The sequence below is a fragment of the Dokdonella sp. GW821-FHT11D02 genome (assembly GCF_058808595.1).
Genome location: NZ_CM179520.1, coordinates 4113751 through 4126739, shown reverse-complemented (window position 1 = coordinate 4126739; position 12989 = coordinate 4113751). Strand labels below are relative to the sequence as shown.

9 protein-coding genes are annotated in these 12989 nt (G+C 68.2%); 2 read left to right on the top strand and 7 right to left on the bottom strand.

Annotated features, from left to right (window positions below; translation table 11 throughout):
• Positions 1 to 146 precede the first annotated feature (146 nt).
• Positions 147 to 1688, bottom strand: a complete 1542-nt coding sequence (locus AC3QL3_RS17540) for a choice-of-anchor Q domain-containing protein (RefSeq protein WP_492895374.1) — start codon at positions 1686 to 1688, stop codon at positions 147 to 149.
• A 266-nt stretch (positions 1689 to 1954) separates the two neighbouring features.
• Positions 1955 to 2851 carry an ATP-grasp domain-containing protein gene (locus tag AC3QL3_RS17535; protein WP_492895373.1) on the bottom strand — a complete coding sequence of 299 codons (897 nt, stop codon included), beginning with the start codon at positions 2849 to 2851 and terminating at the stop codon, positions 1955 to 1957.
• Positions 2852 to 2996: 145 nt separating this feature from the next.
• On the opposite strand from AC3QL3_RS17535, the gene AC3QL3_RS17530 reads away from it, so the two are divergent.
• A complete protein-coding gene (locus tag AC3QL3_RS17530) occupies positions 2997 to 3395 on the top strand; it encodes a hypothetical protein (RefSeq protein ID WP_492895372.1) in 399 nt (132 codons plus the stop codon).
• Between the two features lie 102 nt (positions 3396 to 3497).
• Positions 3498 to 5990, top strand: a complete 2493-nt coding sequence (locus AC3QL3_RS17525; RefSeq protein ID WP_492895371.1) for a winged helix-turn-helix domain-containing protein — start codon at positions 3498 to 3500, stop codon at positions 5988 to 5990.
• On the opposite strand, the gene AC3QL3_RS17520 is transcribed toward AC3QL3_RS17525, so the two are convergent.
• The 5 genes from AC3QL3_RS17520 to AC3QL3_RS17500 all read right to left on the bottom strand — a co-directional run bounded on the left by AC3QL3_RS17520 (position 5987) and on the right by AC3QL3_RS17500 (position 12984).
• Complete coding sequence (locus AC3QL3_RS17520) at positions 5987 to 7018, bottom strand: hypothetical protein (protein WP_492895370.1); 1032 nt, start codon at positions 7016 to 7018, stop codon at positions 5987 to 5989. The two genes, AC3QL3_RS17525 and AC3QL3_RS17520, sit on opposite strands and share 4 nt — an antisense overlap.
• Before the next feature lie 60 nt (positions 7019 to 7078).
• Positions 7079 to 10264: a BACON domain-containing protein gene (locus AC3QL3_RS17515; RefSeq protein WP_492895369.1), complete on the bottom strand. Its 3186-nt coding sequence runs from the start codon at positions 10262 to 10264 to the stop codon at positions 7079 to 7081.
• Positions 10265 to 10577: 313 nt separating this feature from the next.
• On the bottom strand, positions 10578 to 11588 hold the full coding sequence (locus tag AC3QL3_RS17510; protein WP_492895368.1) for a diguanylate cyclase domain-containing protein: 1011 nt from the start codon (positions 11586 to 11588) through the stop codon (positions 10578 to 10580).
• On the bottom strand, positions 11585 to 12154 hold the full coding sequence (locus AC3QL3_RS17505; protein ID WP_492895367.1) for a chemotaxis protein CheB: 570 nt from the start codon (positions 12152 to 12154) through the stop codon (positions 11585 to 11587). The genes AC3QL3_RS17510 and AC3QL3_RS17505 overlap by 4 nt, the downstream gene beginning before the upstream one ends.
• Positions 12151 to 12984 (bottom strand): CheR family methyltransferase, encoded by an 834-nt coding sequence (locus tag AC3QL3_RS17500; protein WP_492895366.1) that lies wholly within the window; start codon positions 12982 to 12984, stop codon positions 12151 to 12153. Before AC3QL3_RS17500 ends, AC3QL3_RS17505 begins: the two co-directional genes overlap by 4 nt.
• Between the last annotated feature and the right edge of the window lie 5 nt (positions 12985 to 12989).

The window sequence follows — 12989 nt, the reverse complement described above, 5'->3', positions numbered from 1 at the left end:
CGGCATCGCAACAGGGCGATGGGTTTTCCACAAACGGCGTGGACAGCGCTGTGGACAAGTTTGGGATCGAGTAGCGGAAACGACCGTGTGATGCGCCTGTCAAGCCGGGGTGCTTATTTCTTGACCAGCCGTGTGTTCACGGCCGCTCAGTGCGCTCGATCGAAACCGTCGACGAAGAGCAGGTCCGACACGACTTCGACCGCGCCGATGTCGCAGCCCGTGCCCTGCGGCCGGATCACGCCGCGCTGGTCGACGGCCGCGCCGCAGTCCGGCACCGGGATCGCGTCGATCGCCGCGCTGCCGGCGCCGGGCAGCATCGTGCGCGTGGGGCCGCCGTTGTCCTGCAGCGGACCGAGTTCGAGACTCGTCGCCGACAACAGGTTGTAGCGGCCGCTCCACGCCCCGGTCAGAGCGATGTCGTCGCCGGAGGCCTGCATGTTGCCGGCCACGATCGAGCGTTCGATGCTGCCGTGGCCGCTGCCTTCGATCGCGCCGCCTGACTGGCCCGCTTTGTTCAGCGACACGGTGGTGTGCATCAGCGCGAGCGTACCGCGCGAAAGGATGCCGCCGCCGGTGCGAAAGGTCGAGTTGCCGCTGATCGTGCTGTCGCTCAGGTTCAAAGTGCCGGAGTCGGAGAAGAGGCCGCCGCCGGTATAGCGCGCCGCGTTGCCGTCGACGGTGCTGCCGCTCAGGGTCAACGTGCCGGTGGACGAATAGATGCCGCCGCCGTCGTAGTAAGCCCAGTTGCTGCTGATCGCGCAGTCGCTCAGCGTCTGCGCACCGGACTCGGAGAAGATGCCGCCGCCTCGGCGCGCGGAGTTGCCGCTGATCGTGCTGCGGATCAGGTTCAGCGTGGCGGAGTCGGAAAGGATGCCGCCGCCGCGCCAGGCGTAGTTGTCTTCGATGCGGCTGCCGCTCACGGTCAGCGCGCCGGAGCCGGTATGGATGCCGCCGCCGCGATAAGCCGAGTTGCCGCGGACGAGGCTGTCGATCAGGGTCAGCGTACCGGAGCCCGCATGGATCGCGCCGCCTGCGTAGTCCGCCGAGTTGCCGCTGACCGTGCTGGCGATCAGGCTCAGGTCGGCGCTCGGCACGCAGAGGCCGCCGCCGTGTGCACCGCCGTCACAGGAACCGCCGAACGCTTTGCCGTTGCGGATGATCAAGCCCTTCAGCGTGAGCGAAGCGCCGGCCGCGGCGGTGTCGCGAAGGATGCCGAAGGAATCTGCCGCGCCGTCCGGCCGCGCGATCGTCACGCCGCCGTACGCGCCGTCGCGCCATTCGCTGCCGTCGATGGTCAGCCGGTTCGCGCTGATCTCCAGCGTGCCGCCGGTGGCGGCGCCGTCGTCGGGGTCTTGCAGCGTGACCGTGCCCGCTGTCACGGCGCCGCTCATGCTGGAGGCGGCGAAGGTGATCGTATCGTCGCTGCCGAAAGCGGCCTCGGGCGTGGCATTGGCGCAACCGCCTTTGAGCGTTCCCGCATTCATCGACAGAATCGCCTGACGCAGCGTGCAGGTGGTGAGGATGCTGGCGCCGCTGGCATCGTCGGGCGTGGTGACCGAGATCGTGGCCGCGTTGGCGACGATCGGCACCAGTGCGATCAGCAGGGCTGCGGCGAGCGCGCGAGGAGGCAAGGCGGGACGCGACTCGGATGACGCTGGCGTGACTCGGCGGAAGCGGGTCGAAGGCATGCGGATTTCCCCTGATCGAGCGAAGCTGTGCCGTGCCGCGTGTCGGCGCGACATTCGAATTCGCTGTTCGCTTACTCGCTGTTACGCAAGAACGCGTCGGAAATCCTCATCGGCGATCGCCGGCCGGCGAGCCGCTTGTCCACACGGTCCGTGGATGGCCCTGTGGACAAGCTCTGGAGCAAGTGACGGAAACGGCGCTGTCATGCGGCTGTCAAGTCGCATGCTCATTTCTTGACCAGCACGCACGTCAGAGGCGTGCACGCGCTTCAGCGCACGCGCGCGAGGATCGTCTGCGCGAAGCGTGCCGCGGCGCCCGGCGCGTGCGCGAAGAACAGTGACGGCTCGGCCAGTTCGAGTTCGAGCAGGCGCGGCGTGCCGTCGGCGTCGTGGATCAGGTCGACGCGCGCGTAGGCAAGGGGACGCGCGAACGGAATCGCATCGAGCGCGCGTTCGGCCAACGTGCGTTCGGCCGCCTCGGCTGCGCGCGGCGTGATCCGCTCGGCGGCGAACAGCGCTTTGGTCGAGCCTTCGCCGCGCAACAGCAGCGGACCTTTGCGGATCGCGTGGCTGAACACGCCGTCGAAATGGATCAAGGCGGTCTCGCCGTGCTCGTCGACGCGTTCGAGATAGGGTTGCAGCAGCACGCTGCGGCCCGCATCGAGCAGGCGCGCGATGTGCGCGATCGCCGCCTCGCGCGCGCTGCGCGCGTGCCGCTGCGCATCGCGCGAGCCGGCGCCGACCGCCGGCTTGACCACCAGCTCGGCGCTGTCGGCGTGCGCGGCGAGGAAGGCGTCGAGCGCGGCAGCCGGCGCGGCGCCGGGTTCGACGAAGCGGCTCGGCACGATCGCGACGCCGGCACGTTCGAGATCGCTCAGATAGTGCTTGTCGGTATTCCAGCGCAGCACTTCGGGCGGATTCAAAAGGCGCATCTGCGTGCCGGCCCGCGCGGCCCAGGCGAGGAACTCGGGCAGGCGATCGGTGTAGTCCCAGGCCGAGCGCAGCACGGCGAGATCGAAGCGCGACCAGTCCAGCGCGGTGTCGTCCCAGTCGGCGACCTCGGCCTCGGCGCCGGCGTCGCGCAGCGCATCGAGCAGCGGTGGAAGATCTTCGTCGAGCGCGCGCGCGGCGGCGACGCTGACCAGGGCGATGCGGGGCGGATTCATCGGCGGTGCTACTCCGGGCGTTGCGGCGAACGGCGAAGCATCGCACGAGCGCGCTCCGGCTTCACCGCGGTCGAAGCGTTCGCGATGCGCGCGATTCAGTCGCGGGCGGCGGCATACTGCGGACACCCATGCAGTCGAGCCAAACATGATCGAGCCGAACAAGACTTTCGCGTCGTGGTGGGCGCTGCGACGCGTCGCAGCCATCGCGCTGCTCGCTACGGTTTTCGCAGGTCTGGCCGGCTGCTTGGATCTCAGCGGCAACGAGGTCACCGCCAGCATCGCATCGCCGTCCGGCGCGTTGCACGCGGTCGCGTTCAGGCGCGATTGCGGTGCCACCACCCGCAGCAGCACGGAACTGTCGATTCTGGCTGCAGGCGAGGAGCTGCCGCCTGACGGTGGCAATGCCTTGATTCTCGACAACGACGAAGCTCTGGAACTGCGTTGGATCTCCGACACCGAACTGGCGATCAAGGCGCCGCGCATCGCGAAGCTGCTCAAGCTCGAGCGCGTGGTCGCCGGCGTGAGATTGCGCATCGAGTCTTGATCCGCCACACCGGAGTCGCCGCTCGAAGCGCCGCACGGATCGATCGCCGGCGCGCTATGCCATGATGCGCGACTTCGCCCGCCGGCGGCGCCGCTCCGTTCGATGCTCAAGACCGTCTATCGCTTCCGCAGCTACCAGCTCGATCCGCGGCAGCGCGAACTGTGGCGTGACGGTCAGCGCATCGCGTTGCCGCTGAAGTCGTTCGACTGCCTGGTCTACTTGGTCGAGCATCGCGACCGCGCGGTCGGGCGCGACGAGCTGATCGCGGCGGTGTGGGGGCGCGCCGACATCAACGATCACACGCTGGCGCAGACGCTGTCGCGCGTCCGGCAAGTGCTGCGCGACGGCGACGGAGACACCATCCGCACGATGCCGCGCTTCGGTTATCGCTGGGTCGTTCCGACCGAGCGTGTCGAGTTGGACGCCGGCGACGAGCACGGCACGCCGGAGCGGGCAGCGATGGGCGCAGTGGCGACCGTCGAATCCGAGTTGAGCGGATCGGAACTGGACGGGTCCGATCCGTCTGCGCCGGCCGAGTCGACCTTCACCGAATCGTTGCCCGATGGGGCCGTGCTGGCCGCGCCGTCGTCATCGATTGGCGCGGAAGCGGCGCCGTCCACCGCGTCTGCCGCATCGCCGCGTCCGCGCCGCTGGCTGTTGGGCGTGTTCGGCATCCTCGCTGTGGCCGCGGTGATCGGCGCGGTTTACCTGGTCGTGCTGCGCCCCGCGGCTGCGCCGCCTGCCGCGTCGTCGGCGCTGCATCCCACCTCGCAATCGGAAAGCGACGGCACCTATCTGGTCATGCCGGTGCTGGTCGAGGCGGCGCCGGCCGACGTCGCCTGGATGCGGCTCGGCGTGATGGACTATATCGGTGTCGCGCTGAAGGAAGGCGGCGAGCGTCGCGTCCTGCCCAACGACCAGATCCTCAGCCTCACCGCGGACGCGAAGCCGGCCGGCCAGCTGGAGAGCGCCGAACTGTCGCGCCTGCTGGCGCTGACCGGCGCCACGCACGTGGTGCAGGCGCATGCGCGCAAGACCGAAACCGGCTGGCGCGTCGCGCTCGATCTGTTTCACGGTCAAACGCTGCGCAGCTACTCGGGCACCGCCCCGATTCCGCTGGACGCGGTGCGCGCCGCGCTCGAACCGATGCTGCGCGATCTGCATCCGACCGGCCGGCTGGCGCCGCCGTCCTCGCACGAGGAGGTCTTGCAGCGCATCGACGCCGCCCTGCTCAGCGGCGATCTCGCGCAGGCGCAGCAATTGCTCGGCGCGAATGCGGTACTGGCAGCCGAGGATCCGCAATTCCGTCTGCGCGCAGGCCAGACCGCGCTGCGCCGCGGACGCCTGGACGAGGCACGGCAGACCTTTCGCGCCTTGATCGACGACGCCTCGCCGCAGGCGCGCGAATTGCTGCCGCAAGCCTGGCTAGGCCTTGGCAGCGCCGAGCTGCAACGCCCCGATTTCGTCGCCGCCGAAACCGCCTTCAGCGAAGCGATCCCACGCTTGCGCGAGAGCGGCAGCGAGCAGCTGCTCGGCAACGCCTATGCCGGTCGCGGCGCCACCTACGCCAACCGCGGCCGCTTCGAAGAAGCGATGGCCGACTTCGGCCGCGCGCGCGTCGCGCTCGATCGCGCCGACGATCGCATCGGCATCGCCAAGCTCGACATCAACGTGGCTGCGGCCGACTTGTATCGCGGCCGTCTGGCGCCGGCGCTGGAAGCGCAGGAGCGCTCGATACGCGTGCTGACCGCATTCGGCGCGCGCGACATGCTGCTGACGGCGCTGCACAACAAGATCTACGTGCAATTCGGCCTGCTCGATTTCCCCGGCGCGCTCGAAACCGGCCGGCAGGCGTTCGAACTGGCGCAGCCGGTCGACAACGAACGCATGAAGACGCGCATCGCCGCCGCGTACACGCGCGCCTTGCTCAACGTCGGACAGCTCGGCGAAGCCGGTCGCGTGATCGATCGCTACGACGGCGCCGGCGCTGCGGCGGTCGATTCGGAATTCGTGATGCTGCGGCTGGACTGGCTGCGTCAGCGCGGCGACTACGCGCAGGTGGCCGATCTTGCGCTGGAGTCGCTACAGCGCGCCGCCAGCAGCGAGGGGTTCGCTACCGGGATCGCGGTGTCGTGGAGCTGCTTCATCGGCGTCGATGCCGCCTTGCGCGTGCGAAGGCTCGAGCTGGCCGCGCAGCTGATCGAGCGACGCATGCAGCTGTCGGGCGAGCCGTTGGATGCCGACCAGACGGCCCTGCTCGACTTCAGTCGCGCCCAGCTGTTGCAGGCGCGCGGCCGCTACGACGAGGCGCGCCCGTTGTTCGCCTCTTCGTTGGCGGCGGCCGAAAAAGTCGGCGAACCGAGCACGATCATCGCATTCGCTTCGGTCTGGCTGGGCCATCTGATCGAGCGGCGCGAGTTCGAGGCGGCGGTACCGGTCGCCGGCCGCCTGAAGCCGTATGCGGAGAAGGACTACAACGCGGCGCGTGCGCTGAGTGCGTACTACCGCGCCTCCGATCAGCTTGCATTGGCGGCTGCCGCCGAGCCGAAGTTGCGCGCTCTGGCCGGCGAACGCGATCCGCGCCTGTCGCCTTAGCGCGTCGCGCGCGGACTGCAGACGACTTCTTCGAGATCGACCAGAAAGGAATCGAGGCGGTCGCCGTCGCGCTTACCCCAACCGCCGACGCGCTTGCCGTCGGCACTGACCGCGGTCAGTGCAAGCGGGCGCCAGTCCGGCGGTAACGTCACGCCGCGCTGCGCGAGCCAGTCGCGCAGGGAAACGAAACCGTCCGCGTCGAGCCACAGCCACGCGTCGCGTTCGTCGCCGCTACCGCGTTCGCCGGCCAGCACGCGGCCGTCGTCGCTGCCGGCACGCAAGCGTACGCGCGTCTCGCCGCGCAGACGGCGGATGCCGACGTCGGGCTGGAGCAGGTAGGCGCCGCTTGCGGAAAGCCAGCCGAGCAGGGTGGCGGCATCGCGGCTGGCGCCGAAGATTTCGCCGGGCTCGGCGTCGCGTGCGTTCGCCAGCAAGCGGCCGTCGCGCCATTGCAGTGGGCGCACACGTTCTCCGCTGCGCTCCCAGCCGCCGATGCGATGACCGTCGGCGTTGATCGCGATCGCGCGCGTTTCTTCCGCGTTGGCGGATGCGAGCGCGCGCATGCCGCTCGACTCGGTCCAGTCGAACGCGATGCGCACGCGATCGTTGCGGCGCGCGCTGCCGACCACGCGCGGCGTATCGGTGATCGCATGCGCTTGGCTGACGGCGCCGATCGTCGCCAGCCCCGGCATCGCGGCGAGGCGGTGCAAACGGCCGGCGGCATCCCAGTAGCTGGCGACTTCGCGCTGCATCGCATCGAGCGTCGAGCCGGCCGCGTAGTCGCCGCTCGCGGACAAGGCGTGCACGGTGATCGCGCCGTCGAGCGATTCGGCGCCGCGCGCGGCGGACCAGCGGAAACCGCTCGGCTGTGAGCCGAGCACGCCGCCGGCGGCGACGCAGCCGTCGGCCGACAAGGCCGCGAGCTGGCTGCCGGGCAAACCCAAGGCCGAGAAGGTGGCCGCCGCCGAAGCTCGACACGGCATCGCAGCGGCGGCCAGCAGGAAGATTCCGAAGCGGACGGATTTCATCGCAACCCAAGAAAAAAGAGCGGCGGCCGTCGCGAGGAGGCCGCCGCATCGCGCCCGCAATTAGGGAGTGGCGGGATCGAAACCGTCGTGGAAGATGCGGTCGCCGCCGGTGACGGTCAGTTCGACCGCGGCACTGAGCAGCGGTTGCGCCGGATCGTTGCTGCCGAAGCACAGGTTCGCGCTGTGCACGCCGTCGGCCAGTCCGCTGGCGTGAGCGTCGACCTCGATCGTGCGCGAGCTGCCGGCAGCGACGCTGCCGCTGCGGTCGGCGACCGAGAGCCAAGACGGCACCACGCAATCGAGTCGAGCTTCGATCTTGAGGATGCGGCCCGGTTGGTTGGTGCCCGGATAACGAACGCCGCCGAAGTAGGCGTAGCGGCCGGCCGGATCGATCACCGCCGACCACAACCCGCCCTCGGTGACGCCGAGCAGGACCGAGCCGGTGCGGAAGAAACCTTGCAGATCGACTTCGGCCATGCGCGTGGCCGAGCCCCAGCTGTTGCCGAGCAGGGCGTAGCGGCCGGCCGGATCGATCACCGCAGCGGTGATGCCGCCTTCGTAGTTGCCCAGTTCCATATCGATCGAATCGGCCACTTGGAACTGCGCCAGATCGACCTTGATGAAATGCGCGGCGCCGATGAACGACGGTGCGCTGCCGAAATAGGCGAAGTCGCCATGCGGATCGAGCAGGGCCGTCGTGATGCCCTGGTCGTCGGTGGCGACGATCGAGCCGACGCGCTGAAAGGTGTTCAGATCGACCTTGATCACCTTGCCGATCGCCGGACCGGAGCCGAAGTAGGCGTAGGCGCCGGCGCGATCGATCGTCGCGGCGAGCAAGAAGCCTTCGTCCTGCTCTGCCGGGAAGGCAATCGCCGCCGTGCGCGTGAAGGTGTCGAGGTCGATCTTGATGATGCGTCCCGGTTCGGTGCGCGTGCCGAAGTAGGCGTATGCGCCGGCGGGGTCGATCACGGCCGTGCTGGGCCGGCTCTCGCCGTTCTGCAGCGTGATCGCGTCGACGCGCTGGAAGTTCGCGAGGTCGATCTTGATCACCTTGCCCGGGTCGGTGAAGGTGCCGAAGTAGGCGTAGCGGCCGGCCGCGTCGATCACGGCGGAATGAAGCGCGTCCTCGCCGGCCGGCAGGGTGAGCGTGGCGACCGGTGCGAAGGTGGCGAGATCGACTTTGACGACCGTGCCGGGGATCGAGTTGGTGCCGAAGTAGGCGTAACGGCCGAGCGGATCGATCACCGCGGCGGTCGGCAGGGAGTTGTCGGCGAGCACGAAGGAATCCTTGAGATACGGCGGCATGCTGGCGTTCAACAGATTCCAGTCCAACGCGCCGGCGCCGTCGTTGCGCAAGGCGAGGTCCCAGCTGCCGCTCTGGCCCGACGGCAAAGTGATCGAGAGGCTGCCCGGATCGACTGTGAAAGCCGGCGCCGGCTCGCTCACGCGCAGGTCGACGGCGACGCTCAAGGTCTGCGCGTCCTTACCGCTGCTGGTGTTGATGCAGAGCAGCTGGCTGTAATTGCCTGCGTTCAACGCGGCGGTATCGACCGCGACACCGATCGTCGCATTGCCGCCGGGCGCGATGCTGCCGGCCGGGGGCGTCGCGCTGAGCCAGGAGGCCGACGCGGGCGTGTCGCAGCCGGTGGTCGGGTCGGCTTGGGTGACATTCCACGACAGATCCGCACTGAAGCGATTGGTGATCGTCAGCGTGTCGTTGCCGTTGCCGCCGCGCACGACATCGAAGGCCAGATGCGCGGGCAAGGCTTCGGCCAGTCGCACTTCCAGCGTCAGCGGCACGATGGCACGCGGCGTGGCCGGATCGTTGCTCTGCACGCACACGGTGGCCGGGTAGCGGCCGACTGCGACGGCGCTCGCGTTGAAAGCGACTGCGAGCGCCTGGCTCGATCCGGCATCGATCGAACCGCTGCCCGGCGTGACGCTGGCCCACGGCGGCAGTTCGCAATTGCGCTCGACGTCGACGACCTTGATCAGCTTGCCCGGAAACGTCGCCGCGGCGAGGTACAAGTTGCCGCCGTTCGGATCGATCAGGGTCGCGCGTACGTCGTCTTCGCCCTCGTTCAAGCTGATCGTGCCGGCGCGCGTGAAGCTCGCGAGGTCGATCTTGACCAAGCGGCCGGGCGCGGTCTGGCGCGTGCCGAAGTAGGCGAACGCACCGTCGGCGGAGATCGCCGCGCTCTGCGGCCGCACTTCGCCCGGCTCCAGCGTCAGCACGTCTTGCTGGGTGAAGGTCGTCAAGTCGATCTTCAGGATCTGGCCCGGATCGGAATACGTGCCGATGTAGAGAAAATGTCCGGCCGGATCGATCACGGCTCCGGCGAAGAACGTGTCGATGCCGGTATCGAGGCGTTCGCTCAGAGTGAAGTCGGCGAGGTCGATTTTTACGATCATGCCGAACCCGGCGGCGAAGTAAGCGAAGCGGCCGGCCGGGTCGATCACGGCTCCGCCGGCAAGGCTGTCGATGCCTTCTTCGAGATCGATCGAGCCGACGCGCTGCATCGTGTCGAGGTCGACCTTGACGATGTGCACCGGAAACGAATCCGAACCGAAGTAGCCGTAGCGCCCGCTCGGATCGATCGCCGCCGAGCGCAGAACCTCTTCGCCGAATTCGAGCGTCGCCGCTCCGATGCGCTCGAAGCGCTGCAGATCGATCTTCACGACCTTGCCCGGATAGTTGCCGGTGCCGAAATAGGCGTAGCGGCCGGCCGGATCCATCAGGGCCGAGAACAGGAAGCGTTCGGCGTCTTCGCCTTCGCCGTCGAGCAAGGTGATCGCCGCCACTTGCTGCCAGTTGAGCAGATCGACCTTGACCACCTGACCCGGCGGCGAGCTGGTGCCGAAGTAGGCATAGCGGCCGGCCGGATCGATCACGCCGGAGACGGGGAAGTACTGGTCTGCGTCGAAGTTCAAGACGGCATCGCGATGGAAATCGGACACCGTCGCATTCTGGTCGAGCACGCTCCAGCTCAGCGCATCGGTACCTTCGTTGCGGATCGTCAGCGCCTGGGTCGAGCTTTCGCCCGGCGCCAACGTAGCCGACAACTGGCCCGGCTCCGTGGCGACGACCGCTGCCGCGAGCGCGCTGCCGGCGGCCAAAAGGCCGGTCACCAGCAGACCGGCCAGCGCGGACAGCAGCGGTACGCCGCGATGAGGCCGCGTCTTGCCGATGCGCTCGGGCGACGCCGCGGCGATGCGCGCTGCGACGTCGGATGCTTGAGTGGACATGCGTGTTTCCCCTCTGCGAGTTCTGATTGTTGGGTGTCTCATCCAGCCGGGCGCGGACGGCGAGGGTTCGCGGGCTGGACTCCCAGCGGCACGCTATGACGGCTGTTGCACGGCCACGTCAGCTAAGCCTCAAAAACGCGGCCGGCCGCGTCAAACAACCATCAAATCGTGAGGAATCAGTGTTTTGACTCGACGCTGACACGCGCGCGAACGCGGCTACAGCCGGCTGTTCCGCGCAAAGGACACGCAGGCGGACTGCCGCCACCGAAAGATGGCGAGCCGAGCTCAGAAGGATCGGGAGAGGCTGGCGGCGCTACTGCGCGCCGAGCAGATGCAACTGGGTCTGGTCGCGCTTGGCCGCGTACATCGCGACGTCGGCGGCGTGGATCATCGCCTCGCTGTCGTCGCCGTGTTGCGGATAAAGGGCCACGCCGAGGCTGCCGCGGATGCGCACGCCGACGTTGCCGCCGAGCGCACGCGATTGCACGTCGTAGGGTTCGAACAGGGTGTTGGCCAGTTCGCGCGCGCGATCGGTGGCCTCGCGCACGTTGTCGACGTTGAGGATGAGTGCGAATTCGTCGCCGCCCAGGCGCGCGCCGGTTTCGTCGTAGCGCAGGCCCTTGCGCAGGCGGCCGGCGATCAGCTTGAGCAGTTCGTCGCCGGCCTGGTGGCCGTGGTTGTCGTTGATCGGCTTGAAGCCGTCGATGTCGAGATAAGCGAGGGCGAAGCCGCCGCTGTCGGCGCGGGCGCGCGCGATTGCCGCTTCCAGCCGCGCCATGAAGAGCAGGCGGTTGGCGAGGCCGGTGAGGCCGTCGTGATGGGCCAGATGGCGTACCTGCTCCTCGGCGGTGCGGCGTTCCTGCACCTCGCGTTCGAGCTGGCGGTTGCGCTCGGACAGGTCCGACAGCGCCGAGCGCAGCGCGACCTTGTTGCGGTACAGCTCGAGGAAGATGCGCACCTTCGACAGCAGAATCACCTCGTTCAGCGGCTTGGTGATGTAGTCGACCGCGCCGAAGCTGTAGCCGCGCAGGCGGTTGACGTCGTCCGCGTGCGAGGCGGTCACGAAGATGATCGGGGTCGAGCGCGTGCGTTCCTCACCGGCGAGCAGGGTGGCCGCCTCGAAGCCGTTCATGTCCGGCATCTGCACGTCGAGCAGGATCAGCGCGAACTCGTGGTCGAGCGCGGCGGCGAGCACGTCGTTGCCGGTCATCGCTTCGATGATTTCGGCGTCGATGCCGGCGAGCAGGCGCCGCATCGCGATCAGGTTCGGACGGTGATCGTCGGCGATCAGGATTTTCGGCTGCAGGGTGGCGATCATGTTCATAGGCACAGCCGGTTGAGCAGGGGCGCGATGCCCTTGAGCGGAACGATGTGGTCGGCGCCGGCGATGTCGATGGCGGCTTGCGGCATCGCCGCGGCCTGCGCGTCGGCAGGCTCCTGCACGATCGCAAGTCCGCCGCCGCGGCGGATTGCGCGCAGTCCCGTGGCACCGTCGTTGTTAGCCCCCGTCATCACGACTCCGATCAGCTCCTTGCCGCAGGCGGAAGCCGCGGTTTCGAACAGCACGTCGATCGCCGGCCGCGCGAAGGACACCCGTTCGTCGGCGGACAAGGCAAACCGTCCGCTTCGTTCCATCAGCAGATGATACCCGCTCGGCGCCATGTGGACGACGCCGGGCGCGATCAGCTGGCGTTCGCGCGCCTCGCGCACGGGCAGTTTGCTGGCCAGTTCCAGCAGCTCGCAGAACGTGGTCACGTCCTCCGAGCCGGTGTGGCAGACCACCACCAGCGCGCGCGGAAAGGATTTGTCGAGGCCGGCGAGCACGGTGCGCAAGGCGCCCATGCCGCCCGCCGAACATCCCATCACGACCGTCGGCGGCAGCAAGCTCATGGCGCGTCGGCGTGCTTCCGGTACACGCGCTCGCGCGCGTTGACGGCGGTGAAGTCGCGCGCTGCCGAGGCGAAATCGATGTTCTCGCGATTGCCCAGGCACAGGAAACCGTTGCGCACGAGACTGTCGCGGAACAGCGAGAGCACGTGATCCTGCAGCGTATTGGTGAAGTAAATCAGCACGTTGCGGCATAGGATCAGGTGTGCCTCGCAAAACACGCCGTCGCAGACCAGGTTGTGATTGGCGAAGGTGACGTTGCGTTTGAGGCGCTCGTCGAGCTTCATGAATTCGTAGCGCGCGTGGTAGTAGTCGGCCAGCGAACGCTTGCAGCCGGCGGCGAGATAGTTTTCCGAATAGGCGCGCGCCTCACGTGCGGGGAAGATGCCTTCCTGCGCGCGTACGAGGGCGGCGTCGCTGAAATCGGTGGCGAAGATCTGACTGCGGTCGTACAGGCCCGCCTCTTCCAGGATGATCGCCAGCGAATACACCTCCTGCCCGAACGCGCAGCCGGCCTGCCAGATGTTGATCACCGGATAGGACGCCAGCACCGGCAGCACTTCCTCGCGCAGCACGCGGAACACGCTCGGATTGCGGAACATTTCCGACACCGGCACCGACAGCCCGGCGATCACCTGCGGCACCAGCTCGTCTTCGCGCAGCAGCCGATCGGTCAGTTCGATGATCGTGCGGCAGCCGGCGTTGGCGGCGAGGTTGAGCACGCGGCGTTTGAAAGAGGCCGGTGCGTAGTGACTGAAGTCGTAGCCGTGGCGCAGCTGCAGCGCGCGCATGAACAGCTCGACTTCGATGTCCTCGATTTCCGCTCGCGCCATGCCTG

Bases quoted from the DNA above. Each gene is read 5' to 3' on its own strand.
- AC3QL3_RS17500 (WP_492895366.1), bottom strand. From the start codon at position 12,984: ATGGCGCGAGCGGAAATCGAGGACATCGAAGTCGAGCTGTTCATGCGC.
- AC3QL3_RS17540 (WP_492895374.1), bottom strand. From the start codon at position 1,688: ATGCCTTCGACCCGCTTCCGCCGAGTCACGCCAGCGTCATCCGAGTCG.
- AC3QL3_RS17530 (WP_492895372.1), top strand. From the start codon at position 2,997: ATGATCGAGCCGAACAAGACTTTCGCGTCGTGGTGGGCGCTGCGACGC.
- AC3QL3_RS17520 (WP_492895370.1), bottom strand. From the start codon at position 7,018: ATGAAATCCGTCCGCTTCGGAATCTTCCTGCTGGCCGCCGCTGCGATG.
- AC3QL3_RS17510 (WP_492895368.1), bottom strand. From the start codon at position 11,588: ATGAACATGATCGCCACCCTGCAGCCGAAAATCCTGATCGCCGACGAT.
- AC3QL3_RS17525 (WP_492895371.1), top strand. From the start codon at position 3,498: ATGCTCAAGACCGTCTATCGCTTCCGCAGCTACCAGCTCGATCCGCGG.
- AC3QL3_RS17535 (WP_492895373.1), bottom strand. From the start codon at position 2,851: ATGAATCCGCCCCGCATCGCCCTGGTCAGCGTCGCCGCCGCGCGCGCG.
- AC3QL3_RS17515 (WP_492895369.1), bottom strand. From the start codon at position 10,264: ATGTCCACTCAAGCATCCGACGTCGCAGCGCGCATCGCCGCGGCGTCG.
- AC3QL3_RS17505 (WP_492895367.1), bottom strand. From the start codon at position 12,154: ATGAGCTTGCTGCCGCCGACGGTCGTGATGGGATGTTCGGCGGGCGGC.